18 protein-coding genes are annotated in these 22,786 nt (G+C 63.1%); 8 read left to right on the forward strand and 10 right to left on the reverse strand.

The annotated features are described in order from the left end of the window. Window positions 1-28 precede the first annotated feature (28 nt). Window positions 29-922 carry a LysR family transcriptional regulator ArgP gene (locus B0G80_RS00480; RefSeq protein ID WP_106284970.1) on the forward strand — a complete coding sequence of 298 codons (894 nt, stop codon included), beginning with the start codon at window positions 29-31 and terminating at the stop codon, window positions 920-922. 35 nt (window positions 923-957) lie between these two features. Here B0G80_RS00480 and B0G80_RS00485 read toward each other — a convergent pair whose 3' ends face one another. From B0G80_RS00485 to B0G80_RS00505, 5 genes are all read right to left on the reverse strand, one after another. Next, a complete protein-coding gene (locus B0G80_RS00485; RefSeq protein ID WP_106284969.1) occupies window positions 958-1,584 on the reverse strand; it encodes a carbonic anhydrase in 627 nt (208 codons plus the stop codon). Window positions 1,585-1,772: 188 nt separating this feature from the next. Continuing rightward, window positions 1,773-3,188 carry a heavy metal sensor histidine kinase gene (locus tag B0G80_RS00490; protein WP_116116527.1) on the reverse strand — a complete coding sequence of 472 codons (1,416 nt, stop codon included), beginning with the start codon at window positions 3,186-3,188 and terminating at the stop codon, window positions 1,773-1,775. Next, window positions 3,185-3,868 carry a heavy metal response regulator transcription factor IrlR gene (irlR, locus tag B0G80_RS00495; RefSeq protein WP_106284967.1) on the reverse strand — a complete coding sequence of 228 codons (684 nt, stop codon included), beginning with the start codon at window positions 3,866-3,868 and terminating at the stop codon, window positions 3,185-3,187. The genes B0G80_RS00490 and irlR overlap by 4 nt, the downstream gene beginning before the upstream one ends. Before the next feature lie 22 nt (window positions 3,869-3,890). After that, the gene (locus tag B0G80_RS00500) at window positions 3,891-4,277 is read right to left on the reverse strand and encodes a hypothetical protein (protein WP_258878785.1); all 387 of its coding nucleotides are present in this window, start codon (window positions 4,275-4,277) and stop codon (window positions 3,891-3,893) included. Between the two features lie 403 nt (window positions 4,278-4,680). Further along, window positions 4,681-6,087, reverse strand: a complete 1,407-nt coding sequence (locus B0G80_RS00505; RefSeq protein ID WP_116116530.1) for an NAD(P)/FAD-dependent oxidoreductase — start codon at window positions 6,085-6,087, stop codon at window positions 4,681-4,683. A 157-nt stretch (window positions 6,088-6,244) separates the two neighbouring features. On the opposite strand from B0G80_RS00505, the gene B0G80_RS00510 reads away from it, so the two are divergent. The 3 genes from B0G80_RS00510 (at window position 6,245) to B0G80_RS00520 (ending at window position 10,553) form a co-directional block, all read left to right on the forward strand. Beyond that, window positions 6,245-7,225, forward strand: coding sequence for a LysR family transcriptional regulator (locus B0G80_RS00510; RefSeq protein WP_116116532.1), 981 nt, complete (start codon window positions 6,245-6,247; stop codon window positions 7,223-7,225). 281 nt (window positions 7,226-7,506) lie between these two features. Then, complete coding sequence (locus B0G80_RS00515) at window positions 7,507-9,093, forward strand: cytosine permease (protein ID WP_116116534.1); 1,587 nt, start codon at window positions 7,507-7,509, stop codon at window positions 9,091-9,093. A gap of 68 nt (window positions 9,094-9,161) precedes the next feature. Next, window positions 9,162-10,553, forward strand: coding sequence for an FAD-binding oxidoreductase (locus B0G80_RS00520; protein WP_116116536.1), 1,392 nt, complete (start codon window positions 9,162-9,164; stop codon window positions 10,551-10,553). A 113-nt stretch (window positions 10,554-10,666) separates the two neighbouring features. Here B0G80_RS00520 and B0G80_RS00525 read toward each other — a convergent pair whose 3' ends face one another. Beyond that, window positions 10,667-11,038 (reverse strand): cupin domain-containing protein, encoded by a 372-nt coding sequence (locus B0G80_RS00525; RefSeq protein WP_116116538.1) that lies wholly within the window; start codon window positions 11,036-11,038, stop codon window positions 10,667-10,669. A 212-nt stretch (window positions 11,039-11,250) separates the two neighbouring features. Between B0G80_RS00525 and B0G80_RS00530 the strand changes: the two genes are divergently transcribed. Beyond that, the gene (locus tag B0G80_RS00530) at window positions 11,251-12,687 is read left to right on the forward strand and encodes an aldehyde dehydrogenase family protein (RefSeq protein WP_116116540.1); all 1,437 of its coding nucleotides are present in this window, start codon (window positions 11,251-11,253) and stop codon (window positions 12,685-12,687) included. A gap of 23 nt (window positions 12,688-12,710) precedes the next feature. Here B0G80_RS00530 and B0G80_RS00535 read toward each other — a convergent pair whose 3' ends face one another. Further along, entirely contained in the window at window positions 12,711-13,661 is a 951-nt protein-coding gene (locus B0G80_RS00535; protein ID WP_116116541.1) for a LysR substrate-binding domain-containing protein, read from the reverse strand. 118 nt (window positions 13,662-13,779) lie between these two features. Here B0G80_RS00535 and B0G80_RS00540 point away from each other — a divergent pair, with 118 nt between their 5' ends. Both B0G80_RS00540 and B0G80_RS00545 read left to right on the forward strand, forming a co-directional pair. Beyond that, window positions 13,780-14,952 carry a M20 aminoacylase family protein gene (locus B0G80_RS00540; protein ID WP_116116543.1) on the forward strand — a complete coding sequence of 391 codons (1,173 nt, stop codon included), beginning with the start codon at window positions 13,780-13,782 and terminating at the stop codon, window positions 14,950-14,952. Window positions 14,953-15,019: 67 nt separating this feature from the next. Further along, window positions 15,020-16,381, forward strand: a complete 1,362-nt coding sequence (locus B0G80_RS00545; protein WP_116116545.1) for an MFS transporter — start codon at window positions 15,020-15,022, stop codon at window positions 16,379-16,381. A 499-nt stretch (window positions 16,382-16,880) separates the two neighbouring features. On the opposite strand, the gene B0G80_RS00550 is transcribed toward B0G80_RS00545, so the two are convergent. The 3 genes from B0G80_RS00550 to B0G80_RS00560 all read right to left on the reverse strand — a co-directional run bounded on the left by B0G80_RS00550 (window position 16,881) and on the right by B0G80_RS00560 (window position 20,839). Beyond that, a complete protein-coding gene (locus B0G80_RS00550) occupies window positions 16,881-18,152 on the reverse strand; it encodes an IS256 family transposase (RefSeq protein ID WP_408967704.1) in 1,272 nt (423 codons plus the stop codon). 456 nt (window positions 18,153-18,608) lie between these two features. Continuing rightward, entirely contained in the window at window positions 18,609-19,862 is a 1,254-nt protein-coding gene (locus B0G80_RS00555; protein WP_116116547.1) for an MFS transporter, read from the reverse strand. After that, window positions 19,859-20,839 carry a PRC-barrel domain-containing protein gene (locus B0G80_RS00560; RefSeq protein WP_116116549.1) on the reverse strand — a complete coding sequence of 327 codons (981 nt, stop codon included), beginning with the start codon at window positions 20,837-20,839 and terminating at the stop codon, window positions 19,859-19,861. Before B0G80_RS00560 ends, B0G80_RS00555 begins: the two co-directional genes overlap by 4 nt. Before the next feature lie 452 nt (window positions 20,840-21,291). Between B0G80_RS00560 and B0G80_RS00565 the strand changes: the two genes are divergently transcribed. Next, entirely contained in the window at window positions 21,292-22,674 is a 1,383-nt protein-coding gene (locus B0G80_RS00565) for an NCS2 family permease (RefSeq protein WP_116116550.1), read from the forward strand. The last annotated feature ends 112 nt before the right edge of the window (window positions 22,675-22,786 follow it).

Here is a 22,786-nt window from a genome sequence, read left to right on the forward strand (position 1 = left end):
TTCACTTAATGCCGATTAAGGAACGCTAATGCTCGACTATGCGTTGCTCGACGCGCTGGCCGCCGTGGTGCGCCACGGCTCGTTCGACCGTGCCGCCGGCGAACTGAATGTGACGCCGTCCGCGGTATCGCAGCGGGTCAAACTGTTGGAGGAGCGCGTGGGCAGCGTGCTGGTGAAGCGCGGCCAGCCCTGCGTCGCGACCACCTCGGGCGCGCTGCTGTGCCGCCACACCGAACGCGTGCAATTGCTCGAAGCGGAACTGACCGGCCGGCTGCCGGCGCTGCCCGGCGCGCTGGTTGAAGCGTGGCCGGCGCTGCGCATCGCCGTCAACGACGACAGCGTGGGCACCTGGTTCATCGACGCGGTCGCGCCATTCTGCGTCGAGCGGGAGATGCTGCTCGATCTGGTGATCGACGATCAGGACCACACCGCGCAGCGGATTCGCGATGGCAGCGTGCAGGGCGCGGTCACCACGCAAGCCGAGCCGGTGCAGGGTTGCCGCTCCACGCGGCTCGGCCGGATGCGCTATCTGGCGGTCTGTTCACCGGACTTTCTCGCGCGTCACTTTGCCGACGGCGTGACGCGCGAGAGCTTGCGGCGCACGCCCTGCGTCGATTTCAATCCGAAGGACCAGTTGCAAAAGCGCTTCATGCGCCGCATCACGCGCGCGGAAGTCGATCCGCCGTTGCACTGGATTCCGCACGTCGCCGGTTTCTTGCGTGCCTGCGTCACGGGCCTCGGCTGGGGCATGTGCCCGGAGCGCATGATCGCCTCGCATCTGGCCAGCGGCGAACTGGTGGAGATCGCGCCGGGCAAGCATATCGACGTCGATCTCTACTGGCAGAGCTGGCGTTTGTCGATCGGCTGGCTCGACGACTTCGGCGCGGTGCTGCGCAAGCGGGCGACCGAGTTTCTGGACTGACCTGCAGCCACGCCGCCCGGTTGGCGCAGAGGCAATCAGCCCGCTGCGGCCTCGGCATTCGTGTCGTAGTTCGCGGGCCAGGGCGTGTCAGTCAATGTCTTCAAACGTCCTTCGTGCATGGAGAAGATCCAGCCGTGAATCCGCACCGGGCGCGGTGCGCGCTGAATCAGCGACATGGCTTGCAGCGCCTGCACTTGCGCCAGCACATTGAGCTCGGCGAGTCGATCCGCGCGCGCCTCGAAGCTCGGCAGCTCGCGCAATTCGGCGGTGTGCAGCGCGCACAACCGGCGAATTCCTCCAATGCGGCGATTGACGTTCGGCAACTCGGGCGCGGGCGGTCGCAATGCCGCCTGCACGCCGCCACAGCAGTGATGCCCGCAGACGATCACATGTTCCACCTGCAGCACGGTGACCGCGTACTCGAGCACGCTCGACAGGCTCTCGTCGTTATCGGCGACGAGATTCGCGATGTTGCGATGTACGAAAATCTCGCCGGGCTTCGCCCGCGTAATGGCTTCCGGCACGCGGCTGTCGGAGCAGCCGATCCACAGCACGTTCGGTTGCTGATTGCCGGCGAGGCGCCGGAAATAAGCGGGATCGCGGGTAATGATTTCGTCGGACCAGGCGAGGTTTTCGACGAGCATGTGTTTCGGAGATGTCATGAACGGGCTTCCGTTGATGCAATATTCGCGTTGGGGAGTGCGCTTGTGCAATGTTTCATCGACCCCTCTGCGGGTTGATTGGGATGACTGAGCAATATCGAACAGGCACGGACATTGTGCGGGACGCGGGATGAGACCGTAGTGATCACCGCATGATAGTTTTGTCATCGTGCGGGCACGTGCTTCGCCTAGCTGATCGGCGGATGCTTCGGAAAGCGCAGGCTGAAGGTGGTGCGCAAATGCGGTACGCTTTCCACGCTGCATTCGCCGTCATGTTCGTCCATGATCGACTTGACGATGGCGAGTCCGAGGCCGGTGCCGCTCGCCGAGTTATGCCGCGATGGATCGACCCGGTAGAAACGGTCGAAGATGCGCTCCAGATGCGGCGTCGCGATGCCGGCGCCGGTGTCCGATACCGATATGTGCGCATGGCGCCGGCGTTCCGCGCATCGCACGTCGACAATGCTGCCGCGCGGCGCGTGGGTCAACGCGTTTGAAATCAGGTTGCTGAGCGCCCGCTGCACCATCAGCACGTCGCCTTCGAAGCGCGCGTTGCCCGAGACGACGATCTCGACGCCGGCGTCGGCGGCCATGACTTCGTAATAGCCGGCAATGCGCAGCGCTTCGGCGCCTGCATCGACACACTGCAGCGTCAAGCGGTGGCGAACGCTGTCCGCGCGCGCGAGAAACAGCATGCTGTCGATCAGGCGCGCGAGGCGCTGGCATTCGTCCACGCTCGATTCGATCACGCTGCGATATTCGTCGGCGGAACGGGGTTGAGAGAGTGCCACTTGCGCTTCAGCCAGTAGATTGGTGAGCGGAGTGCGCATGTCGTGCGCAAGGTCGGACGAAAATTGCGTGAGACGCGTGAACGACTCATGCAGGCGCGCGAGCATCCGGTTGAACGCCCGGCTTAGTTCCTTTAGTTCGCCGGGCATCTCGTGTTCGGGCAAGGGCTCCGCAAGATGGCGGCTGGAGATCTGCTCGGCGCGCGCCGTCAAACGGGCCAGCGGCCGCAGTCCGAAACGCGCGATCGACCATGCAAGCAGCGCATTCACCAGCGTGCCCGTCACGATGACGACCAGAACGTTGAGCGCATAGGCGCGCAGTAGCGCGCGTTCGCCGCTCGCGTCGTATTGGACGACCACTCGCACCTGCGTGCCGGCGCCATCGCCGAGCGGCGCCATCGCCACCAGAAAGCGCAGCGGCAGATTTGCGATCGACACGCGCACCGGCGCGAGGTCGGTGCTGACGGTCATCGTCTGCGCGTTCGGCCAGTAGCCGTTGGTGCGGATGAGCGGTGCGCTGTGCGCGTCGAATAGCGCGATATCGAGGTTCTGATGGCCGTATAACTGGTTGTGCCACGTCTCGCGATCCGCGCTGACCGCCTGGATGCTGGGCATGGTGTGGAGGCGCAATTGCAGCGCGGCGAGGGTCGTGGTCATCTCGCGAGCCGACGCCGCTTCGATACGCGTTTTCAGGCCGTGATACAGCAATACGCCATTGAATATGAGTAGCACCGAGGTCGAAAGCGCGAACAGGATCGACAGCCTCGCACGCAAAGTCCGCGGCACGAGCAGCGCCGCGAGTAGACGTCGAATCATGGCTGCGCCGGGCCGCGCTCTTCCAGTACGTAGCCCATGCCTCGCACGGTGTGGATCAGCTTGGGTTCATAGTTGTCGTCGACCTTTGCGCGCAGGCGGCGGATCGCGGCGTCGACGACATTGGTGTCGCTGTCGAAGTTCATGTCCCACACCTGGGAAGCGATCGTCGAACGCGGCAGGATTTCGCCCTGACGGCGCATGAGCAGCCATAGCAATGCGAATTCCTTGGCCGTGAGCAGAATCATGTCGCCGTGGCGCGTGGCCTTGCGGCGCGTCAGGTCGAGCACCAGATTCGATACTTGCAGCGAGGCGGCGTCGCGGGTTTGGCCACGTCGCAGAATGGAGCGCACACGGGCCAGCAGTTCGGCGAAGTCGAACGGCTTGACGAGATAGTCGTCGCCGCCCATGTTGAGGCCGCGCACCTTGTCGTCCACCTCGTCGCGCGCGGTGAGCAGCAGGACGGAAGTCGAATGGGTGCGGCGCAGGTTTTTCAGCAACGTCCAGCCGTCCTGGCCGGGCAGCATGACGTCGAGCACGATCAGATCGTAGTCCTCCGTCAACGCCCGGTGCTGGCCGGTCACGCCGTCTTCCACCCAATCGACGATAAAGCCCGCTTCGGTCAAGCCTTTCCGAAGATACGTGCCGGTTTTGATTTCGTCCTCGACGATCAGGATGCGCATGATTTTCTTTCAGTGCTGCTGGTTAGCGGCCGACGCGGGTGGGCGCGCATGATGCGGACGCATGGGGTGCATCGAGCTCGTGATGGGCTGCGGCGGGTGGACCGGAGGGCCGCGGCATGGTGCGAGTCATCGTGGAAAATACCTCGAGCGAAAGCAGGCCTCGCTCGATGAACGGCTCCTGCGGACCAGCCGGCGGTCCATATGCCGAAGGACAGGCGGGGTCGCCGCCGTCGAACAGCCCGTCAGGTTGATTCCACCAGAACGCCAGCGAACTGAGTGCAATGACGAGCAGCGCGGCCCCGAGCGAGACCGGATGATCGACGCGCAGTCGCTCCCAGCGCTCCGGGACGTTTGCACCGAAATGCGTGATGCGCGTCGTCAGGCTTCGCATTCGTTGAAAGTGGCGCATACGGTTCACTTTGAGGACGGGACGCACCTATCGTACGGATACCTGATCGCTGCCAGCATGAGATAAACATGACAATTCCGTCATATATGTCGTGTGCATCTTTTGTTGCGGTGCGTGGCACGCATGACACACATGACAGGATCGTCATGACGATCGCGTTCAGCGAGTCGCTCCGACCTGGCATGAGGACTGGATCGAACGGAAACGGAGATTGGATTGTGCGGAATGCGAGGGAGTTGGCAGGCGTCGCCGATGCGGCGCCGAGGACGTGAGGCGCGAGCGGGCCGTGGTGCGCGCGTTTCCACGGCGGACGCGTTTCAGATGCGGTGGATTGAAGCAGGGAACAGGCCGCTCACTTGCCGAACCGATCGCATCGGCCGGCGCGTGAGCAGCGAAGTTTTGTTTAGTGCAGACGAATCACCGGGTGCACGCGTCTGCGCAACCAGTGGCTCGCCGAATCGAGCGCCATGCGCGCGAAGCCGGTCAGTGTCATCACGTGCCGCCGATAGATGAGCTTGTAGACCGCGGTGGCCAGCCATCCGTCGACGAACACCGGCTGCGTCAGCAAGCTGCTGCTGAGGCTGCCTATGGTGCCTTCTCGCCCGAAGCCGACCAGCGTGCCGGCGTCGCGGTACACGAACTCGGGCAGCGCTTCGCCCGCAATCCGGCACTTCAACGCACGCGCAAGAAACAGCGCCTGCTGATGTGCGACCTGCGCGCGCGGCGCGAGGAACGCGCCGGCGTCGTCGGCGGGACAGGCCGCGCAGTCGCCGAGGCCGAATACGTTTGCGTCGTTCGTGCACTGCAAGGTGCGATTCACCTGAATCTGCGCGTTGCGATTCACCGCGATGCCGTCCAGCGTGCGCAAGACAGGCGGTCCCGAGATGCCCGCTGTCCAGATGGCGATGTCGCTGGCGAGCGGAGCCCCGCCGTCGGTCAGCACGGCATCGGCGCGCACTTCGGTGACGCGTGTTGTGCTCAGCACGTCCACGCCGAGACTGGCGAGCATGCGCTGCGCGCGCGTTGAAATCGTTTCGGACAAAGCGGGCAGCACGCGCCCGCTGCTTTCAATCAAACGGATGCGGAAGTCGCGTACCGGATCGAGCGAGAACGGCGTGTAGCGATTCAGCAGACGTACCGTGTCGCGCACCGCGGCGGCGAGTTCGACACCGGTTGCGCCCGCACCGATGATGTTGATCGACACCGGCGTGTCCGCCTGCGCGGTCCGCGCCCGGCGTGCGTGATTCGCACGCAGACAGGCATCGAGCAACTTGCGGCGGAATGCTTCCGCATGCGCGACCGATTCGAGCGGCAACGCATGTTCAGCGGCACCGGGCACGCCGAAATATTGCGTCACGCTGCCCATGGACAGCACCAGCGTGTCGAAAGCGATCTGACGCGACGGCAGAATTTCGCGGCCGTCGGCATCATGCAATGCACTCAGCGTGATATGCCGCTCCGCGCGATCGAGCGCGGTGAGTTCGCCCTGTTCGAATTCGAAGCCATGGCGTTGCGCCTGCACTGCGTATTGCAGTTGATGGGTCGCCGGATCGAGTTGGCCTGAAGCGGCTTCATGCAGCAGGGGCTTCCAGAAATGCGTGGGCCAGCGGTCGACCAGCACGATCTGCGCGAGACCCGCACGCCCGAGCGATTCGGACAGACGCGTGGCCAGCCCGAGCCCGCCCACGCCACCGCCGACGATCACGACGCGATGCGCCGCCGTCTTGTCCGTGCGTTGCGCGGACTGCGCGTGGTGCGCCCGTTGCGCCTGTTGCGACGTGGTGCCTGCCGGCTGATCGATTGCGGTCATGATCGCTATCCTCCTGAGGTTGTTCGTGCCGGGCCGGTGCTGGCGCCGCGTTGCGCGCGATTCCAGACATTCCCGGGCTCATCTGTCAGGCCAGTATAGAATCGGCAGAAACCGCAGCACAATTTAATGTTTATACGGGACATATAGGTTTTTACTTATGTTAAAAGCCGCGACGTTTCGTCAGTTGAAGACCTTGCATACGATTGCGAAGCTCGGCAGCGTGTCACGCGCGGCCGAGGAATTGCGGCTCACGCAACCGGCCGTTTCGCTACAGGTGCGGCTGCTGGAAGAGGCGGCGGGCGCACCGCTCCTGCAGCGTGTGGGCCGTGGCGTGCAGCTGACCGCGGCCGGTGAGATCCTCGCCCGCTATGCGCTGGAGATCCTCGACCTGTGGAACGGCGCGGCCGACGATCTGGCCGCGTTGCACGGCGAGCAGGGCGGCACGCTGCGCATCGGCGCGATTACCACCGCCGAATATCTGATCCCGCCGTTCCTGGTGCGATTCACCGAATCGCGTCCGCAAGTGAAAGTGCAGTTCAAGGTCGGCAATCGCGCCGACATCATCCGTATGCTGGCGACGCATGAAATCGATCTTGCGGTGATGGGTAGCGCGCCGCGCGAATTGCGCACGGCTGCGACCGCGTTCGCCAAACATCCAATGGCATTCGTCGCCTCGCCCGCGCATGCGCTGATGAAGAAAAAACGGTTGTCGCTCGATGATCTGCAAAGCGCGAATCTGTTCGTGCGGGAACGCGGTTCGGGCACGCGTTCGACCGTCGAGAATCTGTTTCGCCTTGCGGGCCTCAAGCTTCATATCGGCTCTGAACTATCGAGCAATGAGGCGATCAAGCAGCTGGTCGAAGCGGGACTCGGTATCGCTTTCCTGTCGCTGCACGCCTGTTCGCTGGAGTTTCAGGCGGGCTTGCTCGCGCTGTTGCCCATGTCCGCCAATCCGATCGAACGCGACTGGTATGTGATGCACGTCTCGGACAAACGCCTGCCGCATGTGGCTGGGCTGTTCCGCGATTTTCTGATCGAGCACGGCATGTCGGGCGCGGTGCCGGTGCCGCTGCCTGCTGTGGCCGCCGCCAAAAAACGCCGCCAGGCGCGCCAGACGGGCGGCGCGGACGCGGCGTAGAGCCAGCAAAAAGGCGAGCGGGCTTCTCGCGATTCGCTTCGACGTTTGCGCTTCGCCAGCGCTGCGGGAAGTCCCTATACGGCCTTTCCGTTGCCCACGGAGCCTTACCGGACGGGACTTGTGACTTACATCGCCGGAGATCGAAGTAAAGGTTGGGCAGACGATATTTTTGCCCGCGCCGATTGTCTTTACAGTGGCGTCCAGACATCTGAGAAAAGTGGACGCCGCATCCCCGTGGCGAGCCATTGTGATTGACCTGGCCGTTACAGGAGTCGGAGACAATGAGCAGCAACAGCATCACTCAAGTCGAAACGTTCGGTTTCGAACGCATTCCGGATCGCTCGCGCTATGCGCGGCCGATCGATCTGTTCCGCTTGCTGTTCGGCGGGTGCAACACCTTTTCCACCTCCGTGCTCGGCAGTTTTCCGGTGCTGCTCGGTTTGTCGTTCAAGGCGGGGGTCTGGTCGATTGTGCTCGGCGTGCTGATCGGCTCGTGCATTCTCGCGCCGATGAGCCTGTTCGGTCCGCGCAACGGCACGAGTGACCCGGTCTCGTCGGGCGCGCATTTCGGCATTCACGGGCGGATCGTCGGCTCGTTTCTGGCGGTGCTGACCGCGGTCGCGTTTTTCTCGCTGGCGGTGTGGAGCTCGGGCGATGCGCTCGTGGGCGGTGCGAATCATCTGCTCGGCTTGCCGGTCAACTGGATGACGCTGAGCTTCGCGTACGGCCTGTTCGCGGTGCTGGTGCTGACCGTATGCGTGTATGGCTTTCGCTTCATGCTGTGGGTCAACAAGATCGCGGTGTGGGCGGCGAGCATTCTCTTCGTGGTCGGTCTGTTCGCCTTCACCAAGTCGTTCGATGGCGCATACGCCGGCAAGGTCGCGCTCGGCTCGGTCGGTTTCTGGCCCGCCTTCGTGAGCGCCGTGCTGGTCGCGATGAGCAATCCCGTATCGTTCGCCTGCACGCTCGGCGATTGGGCCCGCTATATTCCGGAGAACACGCCGAGAAAGCGCACGATCCTCGCGGTGATGCTCGCGCAACTGGCCACGTTCGTGCCGTTCTTCTTCGGTCTTGCCACGGCGACGATCATCGCCAGCAAGGCGCCGGATTTCATCGCGTCGAATAACTACGTGGGCGGTTTGCTGGCCATCTCGCCGAACTGGTTCTTCCTGCCGGTGTGCCTGATCGCAATCATCGGCGGCATGTCGACGGGCACGACCGCGTTGTATGGCACAGGCCTCGATATGTCGAGCATGTTTCCGAAATTCCTGAACCGCGTGCGCGCCACGTTGCTGATTGGCAGCCTCGCGATCGGCTTCATTTTCGTCGGCCGTTTCGCCTTCAATCTGGTCGAAAGCGTGTCGACTTTCTCGGTGCTGATCAATGTGTGCAGCTGCCCGTGGATGGTGATCATGATCATCGGCTTCGTCACGCGGCGTGGTTTCTATCTGTCCGACGACTTGCAGGTGTTCAATCGCGGCGGCCGCGGCGGTCACTACTGGTTCACGCACGGCTGGAACTGGCGCGCGATGGGCGCGTGGATTCCGAGCGCGGCGATCAGCCTGTGCTTCGTCAATCTGCCGGACCAGTTCGTCGGCCCGCTCGGCCAGCTCGCCGGTGGTCTCGACATCAGCATGCCGGTTTCGCTGACGCTCGCGGCCGCACTGTATATCGCTTTGTTGCAGTGCTTTCCGGAACCGGACGGCGTGTATGGACCGCAAGGCCGACGCTGGCTGCGTGGTGGTTCGCAGCACAATGTGACCGTGCGTCCCGTGGTGCCGGCGACTAAGCTTAAGGTAGTCGCGCAGTCCGGGGCGCGGGCGGAACGCGAGCGTGAGGCAGAACTGGATACGCAGGACGCGGGCTGAAGCGCACGCCAATGTGCGCGGCTTCGCGCAGTACGGGCAATGGTATTTAATTTGAGTAGGCAAACAGGATGAGCGAGTCAGTAAAGCGCGCGTTTGAAGGGGTAAAACTGTTTCCGTTCTGGCTGGACAATCCGCGCGCGCCGGCTGTCGAACGGGAATTGATCGGTCCGACCATCGCCGATCTGGTTGTGGTGGGCGGTGGCTTCACCGGTCTGTGGGCCGCGATTCAGGCGAAAGAAGCCGATCCGTCACTCGACGTCGTGCTGGTCGAGGCGGGCAAGGTGGCCTATGGCGCCTCGGGGCGTCCGGGCGGCATCATCTCGACTTCGGTGATGCACGGCCTGCCGAATGCGACGCGCGTCTTTCCGCAAGACCTCGACGTACTCGAAAAGCTCGGGCAGGAGAATCTCGACGGCTTCAAGGAATCGTTGACGCGCTACGGTATCGAGGCGGACGTCGAATGGAACGGCGAGATGACGGTCGCGGTCGATTCGGGCCACCTTGGTCATCTGAAGGGCGATTACGAGCTGCATGTCGCCCATGGACACGACGTGGTTTTGCTCGACAGCAAAGGCGCACGAGAACAACTCGACTCGCCGCTTTTTGCCGGCGCGATGTGGTCGCGTAATCGCAGCGGCACGATTCATCCGGCGAAGCTCGCATGGGGTTTGAAGGCCGCTGCGCTGAAGCTCGGCGTGCGTCTGCATGAACATTCGCCGATCACGCGTCTCGAAGATTGCGGCGCGAAGATGATCGTGCATACGCAGGCGGGCCGCATCGAGACGCCGCGCGTGCTGCTCGGCACGGGCACGGCGGACGTCGGCGTGACCGACATCAAGCGCCGCGTGATGCAGGTGCGCGATCACATCATCGCGACGGCGCCGTTGAGCGAAGAACAGATGGCGCGCATCGGCTGGAAGAACCGCCAGGGGATTTACGACACACGTACGCAGCTCAATTATTTCCGACTCACGAAAGACAATCGCATCATCTTCGGCGGACGGGTGAGCTATCACTTCGGCGGCAATCCGAACCCCGCGGAAGATCGCGACGAAAGCACCTATTACAAGCTGGCCGAAGCGTTCTATCGCACCTTCCCGCAACTCGACGACGTGCGCTTCACGCATGCGTGGGGCGGCCCGATCGATTACTGCTCGCGCGGCGCAGTGTTCGCGCGGCGCTATCACGGCGGCAAGAGCGTGTTCGTCGCCGGTTATACGGGCTTTGGCGTGGCGGGCAGCCGCTTCGGTGCGAAGATGGGCCTCGATATGCTTTGGAATCGCGAGACGGTGATCACGTCGCTAGATATTTCACGCAAGGGACCGTCGTACATTCCGCCGGAACCCGTGCGCTGGATCGCCGCGAAGATCACCTTCAACGCCTTCGACGGCGCGGATGATCGCGGCGGTTGGCGCCGTCTGTGGATCAATTCGATCAAGGCGCTGGGTTTTCCGATGTAATGCGAAGGCGTCCGCGCAATGTGCGTGGACGCGGTTCTTTTCTGAGGCATAAAAAAACCGCATCTTGAAGAATGCGGTTTTAGATGAAGCAGCAGTGCAATGCAGTACTCGAATCAACCGCAGTACACGATGCTGTACTTCTTGGTCGCCACCGGCATATGCCACGTGCCCGAGAAGCCTTTGTGCAGGATGAAGGCGTCGCCGGCGGCATAGCGTTCGCTGCGGCCGTCGTCGCTGGTGATCACGACTTCGCCTTCGATCAGCACGCACACTTCGTGAATGGGCAGGTCGGCCAGCTTCAGCGTGCCCGCATCGCATTGCCATACGCCGGCGGACAACATGTTGGTGGCGTCGGAGTAAGCGTTGAGGGCGTGCGGTGCCTTGGCGCCGTCGAGAACGACGTCGGCCGGATCGTGCAGAGCCGGGTTCAGACCGGAAGCGCCTGGGCCTTTAGCGTCGATGCGGGTGAAAGTAATGTTGCTCATGTGTCTCTCCTGGTTGATTGGATCGTAGTCGCACTCGTTGAGACGAGGCGAAAAATGGATTCGAAGCCGGAGTCTGAGCCAAAGCTGCGTAGCGATGAATTTCGATTTGAAGACATTCAGATTGAGCGGCGTCGATGTATAGCAGGCGATGCCGCCGCGGGTGCGATTTGCTCCGCGTCTGACCTGAAACTTTCATGTAGAGGACAAGCCTCATGCAACACGCCAAACAGTTTTATATCGACGGTCAATGGGTCGATCCCATTGAGCAGACCAAAGCCAGCACGCTCGACGTGATCGATCCGTCCACCGCCGCCGCGTTCGCGCAGATTTCGCTCGGCAGCGCGGCGGATGTGGATCGCGCCGTCGCGGCCGCGAAGCGCGCGTTTCCCACCTACAGCGAGACGACGATTGCGCAACGCATCGACTTGCTGCAAGCGATCCTCGACGTCTATCGCAAGCGCTATGACGACATGGTGCATACGATCAGCCGCGAGATGGGCGCACCGCTGCAGTACGCGAACGACGCGCAGGCCTGGACCGGCGTCGCGCATCTGGAGACGATGATCCGCACGCTCGATACCTTCGAGTTCGAGTATGTGAAGAGCGGCATTCTGATCCGCAAGGAAGCGGTCGGCGTGTGCGGGCTGATCACGCCATGGAACTGGCCGGCCTTGCAGATCACCACCAAGGTCGCGCCCGCGCTCGCGGCCGGCTGCACGATGGTGCTCAAGCCTTCGGAACTCGCGCCGCTGTCCGCCATCATCTTCGCCGAGATTCTCGACGAAGCGGGCGTGCCGGCCGGCGTGTTCAACCTTGTGAACGGCGAAGGCCGCACGGTGGGCGAAGCGATGTCGTCGCATCCGGATATCGACATGATGTCGTTCACCGGTTCCACGCGCGCGGGCGTGCAGGTCGCGAAGGCCGCGGCGGATACGGTCAAGCGCGTACATCAGGAACTGGGCGGCAAGTCGGCCAACCTGATTCTCGAAGACGCCGATCTGAAAGAAGCCGTGATGCGCGGCACGCGCGCGTGTTTCGACAACAGCGGCCAGTCGTGCGATGCGCCCACGCGGATGTTCGTGCCGCGTGCGCGCGAAGCCGAAGCACTCGCCTATGCGAAAGAAGCCGCGCAAGCGCTGAACGTCGGTCCCGCGGATGCGAAGGGCACGGACCTCGGCCCCGTGATCAGCGAACAGCAGTTCGACAAGATCCAGCGGCTGATCGGCGTGGGCATCGAAGAGGGCGCGACGCTGGTGGCCGGCGGCGCGGGCCGCCCCGAAGGATTGCAGGACGGCTACTTCGTGCGTCCGACGGTATTCGGCAAGGTCACGCCCGACATGACGATCGCGCGCGAGGAAATCTTTGGGCCGGTGCTGTCGATCCTCGCCTACGACTCCGAAGACGAAGCGATCGCAATGGCCAACGACAGCCTCTACGGTCTCGCAGGCTACATTCAATCCGGCTCGATCGAACACGCGCGTGCGGTGGCGAAGCGCCTGCGCACCGGCACGATCTATCTGAACTACGCGGACTACAACCCCGAGGCGCCGTTCGGCGGCTTCAAGCAATCGGGCAATGGCCGCGAGTACGGTGAGTTCGGTCTGGAGGACTTTCTGGAGATCAAGGGCGTGGTCGGTTACGAGGGTTGAATCTCTACCGCGCGGCGAAAAAACTAAAGCAGCAACTCGATCGAATGAAACAGCCGGCGCTGCTCGGGCTCTTGCGAGCGCGCCCCTTCGTCGATCACTTCACGCAGGCATTCGAGAAAGCACGCGGCCGCCGGACTCGTCGGCGCGCTGCGGCGTGAGGTGATGCTGACGATGGTTTCATCGACCGTCTCGCGCAGCGGCAGCGCCCACAACTGCTCCTTCGCGAGCGTCACTTCGACGAGCGGCCACGGAAAAATGCTGAGCATGTCCGTGTGTGCAAGCAAACCGAGTACGACCGCCAGCGAATGCGCGAGCAGAATGGTATGCGGCACCTGCATGCCGCGCTTGCGGAACACATTGTCCGAGATCGACTCGCGACTCGCCGGGTCCCAGTTCAATATCCACTCCGCGTCTTCCAGTTCGAGCAACGTGCGGCAACCGGCCTTAGGATGATCGCGCCGCGCGACCACGGCCGAATGCGTGGAAAACAGCGGTACGTTGTGAAACTCCGATTGCGGCGACGCCGGTGGCGGGCGGCCGATTGAAAAGTCCAGGCTGCCGTCGCGCAAACGCGGCTGAACGACCGCGAGCAAACCCTCGAAGAACTCCAGTTGCACTTCCGGCATGCGCTGGCGGAAGCGCTGCACTGCGGGCGGCAGAAACGTCAACGCGACCCATGGCGTGACGCCGATCGACAGCTTGCCGGCCGCTGCGCCGCGAAGTGCTTCGATCTCCGCCTGCGCCCGCTGGAGTTGCCCCAACACCAGACGCGCATGCACGACCAGCGCGCGACCGAACTCGGTAAACGCGACGCCGCTCGCGCTGCGTACCACCAGCGGCGCTTGCAGATCGGCTTCCAGTTCGCGCATCGCCTTGGTCACGGCGGCCGGCGACAGGTCGAGCGAACGGGCCGCGGCCCGGATACTTCCAGTATCGGCAATGGCCGCTAAGGTGCTGAGCTGATGCAGTTTCATCTGACGAGGCGGGCGGTGGGGTGGCAACCACGAGTTGCTGCCGCAACGATTCTACGCCTGCCACTGGAATTTCGGCATCGTTATGCTGGGTTCACGCTTTCAATGACGGAGACATGACGTGAACACCATGGCCATTCCGGCGGGCATCGCCGAACTCGAAGACGAAATGATCGCGCTGCGCCGCCAGATCCACGCGCATCCCGAGCTGGCTTACGAAGAGTTCGCCACCGGCGACCTGGTCGCCGAACGTCTGCAGGAGTGGGGCTACACCGTGCATCGCGGGCTGGGTCAGACAGGTGTTGTCGGTCAATTGAAAGTGGGCAATGGCACGCGCAAGCTTGGGCTGCGCGCCGACATGGACGCGTTGCCGATTCACGAAACCACCGGCCTGCCATATGCGAGCAAGCTGCCCGGCAAGATGCACGCATGCGGACACGACGGCCACACGGCCATGCTGCTCGCCGCCGCCAAACACCTGGCGCAGGAAAAGTGCTTCGACGGTACGTTGAATCTGATTTTTCAGCCTGCCGAAGAGGGCCTGGCCGGCGCGAAGAAAATGCTCGAGGACGGCCTGTTCGACAAGTTTCCGTGCGACGCGGTGTTCGCGATGCACAACATGCCGGGCTATCCGACCGGTAAGTTCGGTTTCCTGCCGGGCTCGTTCATGGCTTCGTCGGATACGGTGATCATCAAGGTAACGGGGCGTGGCGGTCATGGCGCCGTGCCGCATAAGGCCGTCGATCCGGTGGTGGTGTGCGCGCAGATCGTGCTGGCGTTGCAGTCCATCGTGTCGCGCAATATCGCGCCGCTCGACATGGCGATCATCACCGTCGGCGCCATTCACGCGGGCGAAGCGCCGAACGTGATTCCCGAGACCGCCGAGATGCTCCTCTCGGTGCGCGCATTGAAACCCGAGGTTCGCGATTATCTGCAGGAACGCATCACGGCGGTGGCGTGCGGGCAGGCGGCCGTGTTCGGCGCGCGTGCGGACGTGGACTATCAGCGTCGTTATCCCGTGCTCGTCAACGATGCGGCCATGACCGGGCTCGCGCGGCAAGTCGCGCTCGACTGGCTCGGCGACGACGGCCTGATTGCCGACATGCAACCGCTCACGGGCAGCGAAGACTTTGCGTTCCTGCTCGAGCGTTGCCCCGGCAGCTACCTGATCATCGGCAATGGCGACGGCGAGGGCGGCTGCATGGTCCACAACCCTGGCTACGATTTCAACGACGCTTGCCTCGCCACCGGCGCCGCCTACTGGGTGAGGCTCGCGCAGACGTTTCTGGCCTGAGGCCGCAGCGTTTGCATAAGCGGGCAAAACCGCCGCGCACCAGCAGGAAGACATCAAGGAGACACAGATGGACTATTCCGCCGCACCGCAATCCGCCGGCACCGACGCGTTGAGCATGCAGAGCACGCTGGCCGCGCAGCCTGTCGAACGTACGAGCCACGCCAAGGCGATTGCCGCGATCACGCTCGGCAACGGCCTCGAGTTTTTCGACTTCACGATATACAGCTTCTTCGCGACGATCATCGGCAAACTGTATTTCCCGGTGGAAGGGCAACTCGCGCAACTGATGCTGGCGGTCGGCACGTTCGGCGTCGGTTTCATCATGCGGCCGGTGGGCGGTATCGTGCTTGGCGCGTATGCGGACCGCGCGGGCCGCAAGGCTGCGATGAGTCTCACGCTGTGGCTGATGACGCTGGGCTCCGCGATCATCGCGTTTGCGCCGACGTATGCGGCGATCGGGGTTGCCGCGCCGTTGCTCGTGATTCTCGCGCGGTTGATTCAGGGGTTTGCTTTGGGGGGTGAGGTCGGTGCGTCGACGTCGTTGCTGCTGGAGTATGGCAGCAATAAAACGCGTGGGTTCTACGGCAGTTGGCAGTTCGTGAGCCAAGGGTTGAACACGGTGTGCGGGTCGTTGTTGGGTGTCGCGTTGGCGGCGGCGCTCTCGACCGCGGCGCTGGAGAGTTGGGGGTGGCGCGTGCCGTTTGTGATCGGCATGGCGATGGGGCCGATTGGGATCTATATCCGGCGGCATTTGAATGAGACGCTGCCTGGTGTGGAAGATGGCGCCGCGGGTTCGCAGCCAAGTTCACAGCCTGCCTCGCAGCCGGTGCGCAAGTTGTTTCGCGACCATTCGCGAGTGATCACGACGGGTGTGTTGACGACGATCGGTGGGACCGCGGCTAACTACATCGTGCTGTTTTATCTGTCGACCTACGCGATCAGGATTTTGCATTTGCCGATGTCGTCGGCGCTCTGGGCTGCGTGGACCGCTGCCGTGGTGACGGTGATCTGTTCGCCGTTCGCCGGCGCGTTGTCCGATCGCGTTGGGCGCAAGCGTGTCTTGTGGATTTCGCGCGTGTTGCTGATTGTGGCGGTGTATCCGGCGTTCATGATGATCAATGCTTCGCCTACGGTGCCGGTTCTGTTGTCCGTGGTCGCCGGATTGGCCGTGCTTGTTGCTTTTACCGCTGTGCCTAATATCGTTATGTTGCCGGAGATGTTTCCTCGCGAGATTCGTGCTACCGGGATGTCGATTGTCTATTGTCTCGGGGTTTCTATCTTTGGTGGGTTTGCGCAGTTTTTTGCTACGTGGTTGATCCAGGTTTCTGGCAGCAACCTCGCGCCGGCTTGGTATCTGATTGGGTGCGGGGTGGTTTCTTTGTTGCCGTTGCCGTTTATGCGGGAGACCGCGGGGCAGGATATTGGTTAGGTTTTTGCCGGCGTGGCGGGTTGGGGTGTGTTCTCGCTGGTGTTGGCCTTTCCGTGCTTTGTTAGCGGTCTATTAGCGTTGCCCCTGTGCGGGGCGGCACTTACTTCTCTTTGCCGGCCGCAAAGAGAAGTAAGCAAGAGAAAGCGGCTCACACCGCTAATTCTTAAGGGGGTCCCCCGCACAGCTGCGGTAGTGGCACATCTGGAATCTGTGTTCTCGCACGTTCCGCTTTCGTGACAAAGCGCTCATTCTTCCGGCGGCGCTGCGCGCGCCGTCGCGGTCGTTCAGTACCGTTGACGGCTTTGCGGTTGAGCGTCTCGTCGAGACGTTGGCAGTTTTCTCGCGGGCAACTCTTAGGGCGCGCGGTCGGAAATGTCTATTTGTGCGTGACCCTTCAAACTGCCATTTTTTGCTGCCTCGTCTACTCTTTCAACGTGGCACCGGCCGCCCCCCGCGCGGGAACCTGTCCGCATTTTTGTGTGCGAGGCGGTTAGCGGAGTTACCCGCGTGCGTTGGTAAAACGCTCTCCAAACAGAATAGCGAACTGGTTCATGGCGGAGGACCAGTCGAATGCCGCCCGTACAGACTTCGCCAGCACGTTGCGCAATGCCAGCCACAGTAGCTTGATGGCGGCCTCGTCGTTGGGGAAGTGGCCGCGGGTCTTGATGATCTTGCGTAGTTGCATGTTCAGACTCTCAATGGCATTCGTGGTGTAGACGACACGGCGTATGTCGGGCGGAAACACGAAGAAGGGTGTGACGTTCTCCCACGCCCGTCGCCACGACTGCACGATGGTCGGATACTTCGCGCCCCATGGCCCTTCGGCAAAGGCCTCCAGGGCCTGCTGCGCGGCCTGTTCGTTCGCGGCGGCATAGACCGGACGCAGCGCTGCGGCGACGCTTTTGCGATCCTTGTAGCTGGCGTATTCCAGGCTGTTGCGGATCAGGTGCACGATGCAGGTCTGCACGGCCGTGCGCGGGTACGCCGTGCCGATCGCCTCGGCCAGCCCCTTCAGGCCGTCGACCACCGCGATCAGGATGTCCTGGCAGCCCCGGGTCTTCAGTTCATTGAACACCTTCAGCCAGAACTTCGCACCTTCGGTCTGCTCGATCCACAGGCCGAGCACGTCGCGCTGGCCGTCGGCCTGAATGCCCAGCGCCAGATACACCGCCTTATTGCTCACCACACCGTCGCCACGGATCTTCACGCGCAGCGCGTCGAAGAACACCACCGGGTACATCGGCTCAAGTGGACGGCTTTGCCAGGCAAGCGTTTCGGCCATCACCTCATCGGTGACCGAGCTGATGAAGTCGGGCGAGACCTCGGTGCCATAGCTTTCGGCCAGAAACGACTGGATCTCGCGCACGCTCATGCCGCGTGCGTACATGGCAATGATGCGTTCGTCGAAGCCCGTGAAACGGCGCTCGTGCTTGGGAATCAGGATCGGCTCGAAGCTGCCTTCACGGTCGCGCGGCAGATCGACCCGCACCGGGCCACGCTCGGTGATGACTGTCTTGCCGCTGGCGCCGTTGCGTTCATTGGTCTGCTCCGCAGGCTTGGGCTGGCCGGGCCGGTAGCCCAGATGCATGTTCATTTCGGCGCCCATCGCGCGTTCGATGAGCGCCTTGTTGAACGCCAGCATCAGGTCCTGAACCTCGGCGGGCGTCATCGGACCCTTCACCAGTTCATCCAGCAGCGCTTCAGGCAGTTCAGGCAGCGGCCCGCGGGCCGCTGCCTGAGACGCGACGGTGCGTTTCTTTTTCATCGGCATATCCATGATCTTGATCCCTCATGATATGCCCCGCCCACGAAATTACGGATAGGTCCCCGCGCGGATAATGCAGGAATCCATACAAACCGATCACGCGGCATCCGATGCAAACACCGCGCCGATCGAAAAACAGTGGACCAACCTCGAGCGGCTGGCAGCTGAAGCACCGCGACGGCGCGCGTAGCGCCGCCGGAAGAATGAGCGCCTTGTCACTGACGCGGAGTGCGCGAGAACACGGATTCCAGATGCTCCACTACCGCGACTGTGCGGAGGACCCGCTTAAGAATTAGCGGTGTGAGCCGCTTTCTCTTGCTTACTTCTCTTTGCGGCCGGCAAAGAGAAGTAAGTGCCGCCCCGCACAGGGGCAACGCTAATAGACCACTAACAAAGCAAGGAAAGGCCAACACCCGCGAGAACACAACCAACCCGCCACGCCGGCAAAAAACCTAACCCCAATCACCGCACTGCCGACTCCCCCCCATCCGCCACCGGCGCTTCATCCTCGGCCGCTGCGTCACGGGTTTCGGGCATGGCCGCCCACACCAGCAAAACAGCCAACGCGCCAGCCGCAGCCAACCCAAAAAAGCTGACAGCATTGCCAAAACGATCGGCGATGAAACCCGCAGCGGTGGTACTCAACGTAGCCCCAATCCCGGCCGCCAAACCAAACAACCCGATACAGAGGTTATAACGTCCCTTACCGCCAGCCACATCGGCGGCAATCAACGGCAGCATCACGCCGAACACCGCGGCACTCAACCCGTCGAGCATCTGCACCGGCACCAGCAAATAAGGGCTGCTGATCCCGGCAAACAACAACGCCCGTATCGGCAACGCCGAAAACCCGAGCAGCAGAATCGGCCGACGCCCCCATCGCTCGGCCGAACGTCCGACCCACGGCGACATCATCGCCACGATCGCCTGCGGCACGATGATGCACGCCGCAATCACGAGCTGCACGTTGTCGCCCATGCCGGCCGTCACTTCGCCGGCAGCGAGATTCAGCATCGCCGCATTCGACAAATGGAACAGCACGATGCACGCCGCGAACAACAGCATCCGCTTGTCGCGCAGCAACTCGCGCAGACTTTCGCGCCGCTCGATCTGCTGCGGCGTCGGTCCGGCTTTGGGAAGCTCGACGGTGTCGGTGCGTTGGATCATCGTCAGCGCGAACAGCGCGGGCACGGCGAGCGCGGCGGTCAGCCAGAAGACCGCGCGCGGCGAATAGTATTCGCCGAACACGCCCATCAGCCCGGCCGCGACCGCGCTGCCGATCGACGCCCAGCGCGCGTTGCGCCCCAGCCGGTCGCCGAGATTCGCCCGTCCCACCAGCGCGAACGAGATCGCGGCGAGCGCCGGCGTCAGCATGCAACTCGCGAAGCCGTGAAAGACCTCGGCGGCGATCACCGGCAGCACCGTTGGACTGACGGCGAGCAGTACCGCGCTCAGGATGATCGCGAAGATCGCCCACGCCGCGGCGCCCTTCTTGTTGCGTAAGGCATCGACAGCGGCGCCGCCGGGCACCTGGCTCACCATCGCGCTGATGGTGCCTACGGAGAGCGCCATGCCGATCTCGCCCTGCGTCCATTTATGCGAGGCGAGATAGGAGGCGATGAACGGTCCAAATCCCGTTTGCACGTTGGCGACGAAAAAATTCAGCCAATCGAGCGCGCGCAAGCTGCGCGCCGTTACCAGAGTGCGGCCTGTCATCGGGCCGCCCGTGCGTTGGACACCGCCGTGGACGTAGCCGCGGCGGCCGGCGCCGCAGCAGCGGCGGGCACGGAAGCAGGAGCGGGCGACGGTGGTGGCGCCGGCGACACCGCGCGTATCGGTTTGTCGCTCGCGTAAGGCGGTGTCGCGTTGATCTGCGCATCGCTCAGATCGATGAGCGGATGCAATTCCTTGTCCTTCGTGACGAAACGCAGTGCCGACCAGTTGGCGGCAATCGTGCGCCGTTCCGTGCTGACCATGCCGTTGACGTCGAGCACGACCGCCTGCGGTTGCGCGTTGGCGTCGATCAGCACGTCGATCACGCGGCCGACCTTGGCGCCGTTCGAGCGCTCGACAGTGGCGTCGATCAGCGGCAATTGCACGGCAACCGCGGCCGCCTTGGCCGCGTTCGCCGGGATCGCGGCGGCATTGAGCGTAATGGGAGCGGTTTTCGCCGCTGGCGTGAAGCGGAACGCGTTCCACGGGAAGGTCACCTTGCGGTCGCCGACGCCCAGGAAGCCTTGCAGGTTCACGACCATCTCGCGCGGCTTGCCGCCTGCGTCCGCGATCAGATCGACCGCGCGCCCGACCACCTTGCCATCCGGCTTTCGCACTTCGCTATCGAGCAGCGCGTGCGCCTCATTGCGCTCGATGGTGCGCAGCACGATCAGCGGCGGGGGCGGCGGCGGAGGCGGCGGAGGCGTCGTGACAACAGGCGGCGGGGGCTCGACTTTGTGCGGCTTGACGACCGGCTTCTTCGGCTTTTTCGATTGCTCGGGTTCGGCCGCTTCGGTCTCGACAGGTTCGGGCGCGGAGGCGGCCACGGGTGCGCTGGCGGGCTCGACGGGCATCACCGTGGCTTCGACGATCGGCGCCTGCTGCGGGCCCCACAGCAGGCTGCAACCGGACAGCGCGAACAGCGCGAACACAGCGAGAAGCAAGAGACGCCAGGCAGGACGCGAAAAACCGCCGCTCATCAAGAAGGACTCCATGGGCCGGTGCGGTCGGGCGCAGTGGGCCGCCGCAGTTAAACAGGTACGGGCCAGAGTGTAACCCGCGGCGTCGGGCGGCCCCGGTTTGCAGGCGATCTGACAGGTTGCCCCCCAAGCACGGTTTGTGCCGCGGCTGGCCGATTGACCGGCTCGTCGAACTCCGTTTTCAGGCGTGAAAACCCTCAAAAGCCTTTCAGATCTATGTGACCCACCGTAGGTGTAAACGCGCGGGCCGCAAAGCTACTTTGGCGTCCGCTAAAGGATATAAGCATCGCGACATGTCAGGCATGCCATCCATGCGATGGGAGATATATTTGTGTTGCCCTACATTTCGAGACAGCAAAAAGACTCACCCACATTAAACCAACGCAACGAGACGACCCTGATGGCGGCCGCACCGCGACCGCTTCAGCACGCTGATAAAGGAGGCACTCATCATGATGGAACCCCACGCCCAACCGATTTCTGACGTCGGCGCCGAATCATTCGACGGAAAGGGCTTTCTCGACCGCTACTTTGAAATCTCTTCACGCGGCAGTTCACAGCGCCAGGAAATCGTCGCGGGTATCACGACCTTCCTCGCGATGGTCTATTCCGTGTTCGTCGTGCCGGGCATGTTCGGCAAAGCGGGCTTCGACACCAGCGCGGTGTTCGTTGCCGTGTGTCTGACCACGGCGTTCGGCTCGCTGCTGATGGGCGTGTGGGCGCGCCTGCCGATCGCGATCGGCTGCGCGATTTCGCTGACCGCGTTCACCGCATTCGGCCTCGTGCTCGGCAAGGGTCTGCATCCGAACGTCGCGCTCGGCGCGGTGTTTCTGATGGGCGTGGTCTTCACCGCGATTTCGGTGACGGGTGTGCGTTCGTGGATTCTGCGCAATCTGCCGACGGGCATCGCGCACGGCACGGGGATCGGCATCGGCCTGTTCCTGTTGCTGATCGCCGCCAACGACGTGGGCCTCGTGGTGAAGAATCCGGGCGCGGGTTTGCCAGTTGCGCTCGGCAATATCACGGCGCTGCCGGCCATCATGTCGGTGGCGGGTCTCGCGGCCATCTTCGGTCTGGTGCGCCGCCGCGTGCCGGGCTCGATCCTGATCGTGATCGTGGCGATTTCGGCGATCGCGTTCGTGATCGATCCCGCCATGTCGTTTCACGGCGTGTTCGCGGTGCCGTCGCTGAGCGCGCCGGGTCACGCTTCGCTGATCGGTGCGATGGACATCAAGGGCGCATTGTCCATGGCGGTGCTGCCTAGCGTGCTGGCCCTCGTGATGACCGCGGTGTTCGACGCTACGGGCACGATCCGCGCCGTTGCGGGACAAGCGGGGCAACTCGATGAAAACGGCCGCATCATCAACGGTGGCCGCGCCTTGACGGCCGACTCGCTGAGCTCGATTTTCTCGGGCCTGCTCGGCGGCGCGCCGGCTGCCGCGTATATCGAATCGACGGTCGGCGTGGCGGCAGGCGCGAAGACCGGCATGGCCGCGGCGGTGGTCGGTCTGCTGTTCCTCGTGGTGATGTTCTTCTCGCCGCTCGCCGCCCTCGTGCCTTCGTATGCAACGGCGCCCGCGCTGATGTACGTGGGTTTGCTGATGCTTTCGAACGTCAGCAAGCTGCATATGGACGACATGGTCGACGCCATGTCGGGCCTGATGTGCGCGGTGTTCATCGTGCTGACCGCCAACATCGTGACGGGCATCATGCTCGGCTTCGCGACGCTGGTGATCGGCCGCGTGGTCAGCGGCGAATATCGCAAGCTGAACGTGGGCACGGTCGTCATCGCGATCGTGCTGGTCGGTTTCTATCTCGGCGGCTGGGCGATCTGATCGTTATGTCGTGAACTCGGGCGCTGCCTGGGTCTCGCCGGGTTGCAGGATCGGACTGTTGAATCTGCGCTGGAAAGCGAGAGCAGGGTGGTGCGTTTCTGGCTGCTTTGCT

It is taken from the genome of Paraburkholderia sp. BL6669N2, from assembly GCF_003387275.1.
Lineage (GTDB): Bacteria > Pseudomonadota > Gammaproteobacteria > Burkholderiales > Burkholderiaceae > Paraburkholderia.

Bases quoted from the DNA above. Each gene is read 5' to 3' on its own strand.
- B0G80_RS00520 (WP_116116536.1), top strand. From the start codon at position 9,162: ATGAGCGAGTCAGTAAAGCGCGCGTTTGAAGGGGTAAAACTGTTTCCG.
- B0G80_RS00530 (WP_116116540.1), top strand. From the start codon at position 11,251: ATGCAACACGCCAAACAGTTTTATATCGACGGTCAATGGGTCGATCCC.
- B0G80_RS00545 (WP_116116545.1), top strand. From the start codon at position 15,020: ATGGACTATTCCGCCGCACCGCAATCCGCCGGCACCGACGCGTTGAGC.
- B0G80_RS00485 (WP_106284969.1), bottom strand. From the start codon at position 1,584: ATGACATCTCCGAAACACATGCTCGTCGAAAACCTCGCCTGGTCCGAC.
- B0G80_RS00490 (WP_116116527.1), bottom strand. From the start codon at position 3,188: ATGATTCGACGTCTACTCGCGGCGCTGCTCGTGCCGCGGACTTTGCGT.
- B0G80_RS00480 (WP_106284970.1), top strand. From the start codon at position 29: ATGCTCGACTATGCGTTGCTCGACGCGCTGGCCGCCGTGGTGCGCCAC.
- B0G80_RS00555 (WP_116116547.1), bottom strand. From the start codon at position 19,862: ATGACAGGCCGCACTCTGGTAACGGCGCGCAGCTTGCGCGCGCTCGAT.
- B0G80_RS00505 (WP_116116530.1), bottom strand. From the start codon at position 6,087: ATGACCGCAATCGATCAGCCGGCAGGCACCACGTCGCAACAGGCGCAA.
- irlR (WP_106284967.1), bottom strand. From the start codon at position 3,868: ATGCGCATCCTGATCGTCGAGGACGAAATCAAAACCGGCACGTATCTT.
- B0G80_RS00515 (WP_116116534.1), top strand. From the start codon at position 7,507: ATGAGCAGCAACAGCATCACTCAAGTCGAAACGTTCGGTTTCGAACGC.
- B0G80_RS00560 (WP_116116549.1), bottom strand. From the start codon at position 20,839: ATGAGCGGCGGTTTTTCGCGTCCTGCCTGGCGTCTCTTGCTTCTCGCT.
- B0G80_RS00565 (WP_116116550.1), top strand. From the start codon at position 21,292: ATGATGGAACCCCACGCCCAACCGATTTCTGACGTCGGCGCCGAATCA.
- B0G80_RS00510 (WP_116116532.1), top strand. From the start codon at position 6,245: ATGTTAAAAGCCGCGACGTTTCGTCAGTTGAAGACCTTGCATACGATT.
- B0G80_RS00500 (WP_258878785.1), bottom strand. From the start codon at position 4,277: ATGCGCCACTTTCAACGAATGCGAAGCCTGACGACGCGCATCACGCAT.
- B0G80_RS00525 (WP_116116538.1), bottom strand. From the start codon at position 11,038: ATGAGCAACATTACTTTCACCCGCATCGACGCTAAAGGCCCAGGCGCT.
- B0G80_RS00535 (WP_116116541.1), bottom strand. From the start codon at position 13,661: ATGAAACTGCATCAGCTCAGCACCTTAGCGGCCATTGCCGATACTGGA.
- B0G80_RS00550 (WP_408967704.1), bottom strand. From the start codon at position 18,152: ATGCCGATGAAAAAGAAACGCACCGTCGCGTCTCAGGCAGCGGCCCGC.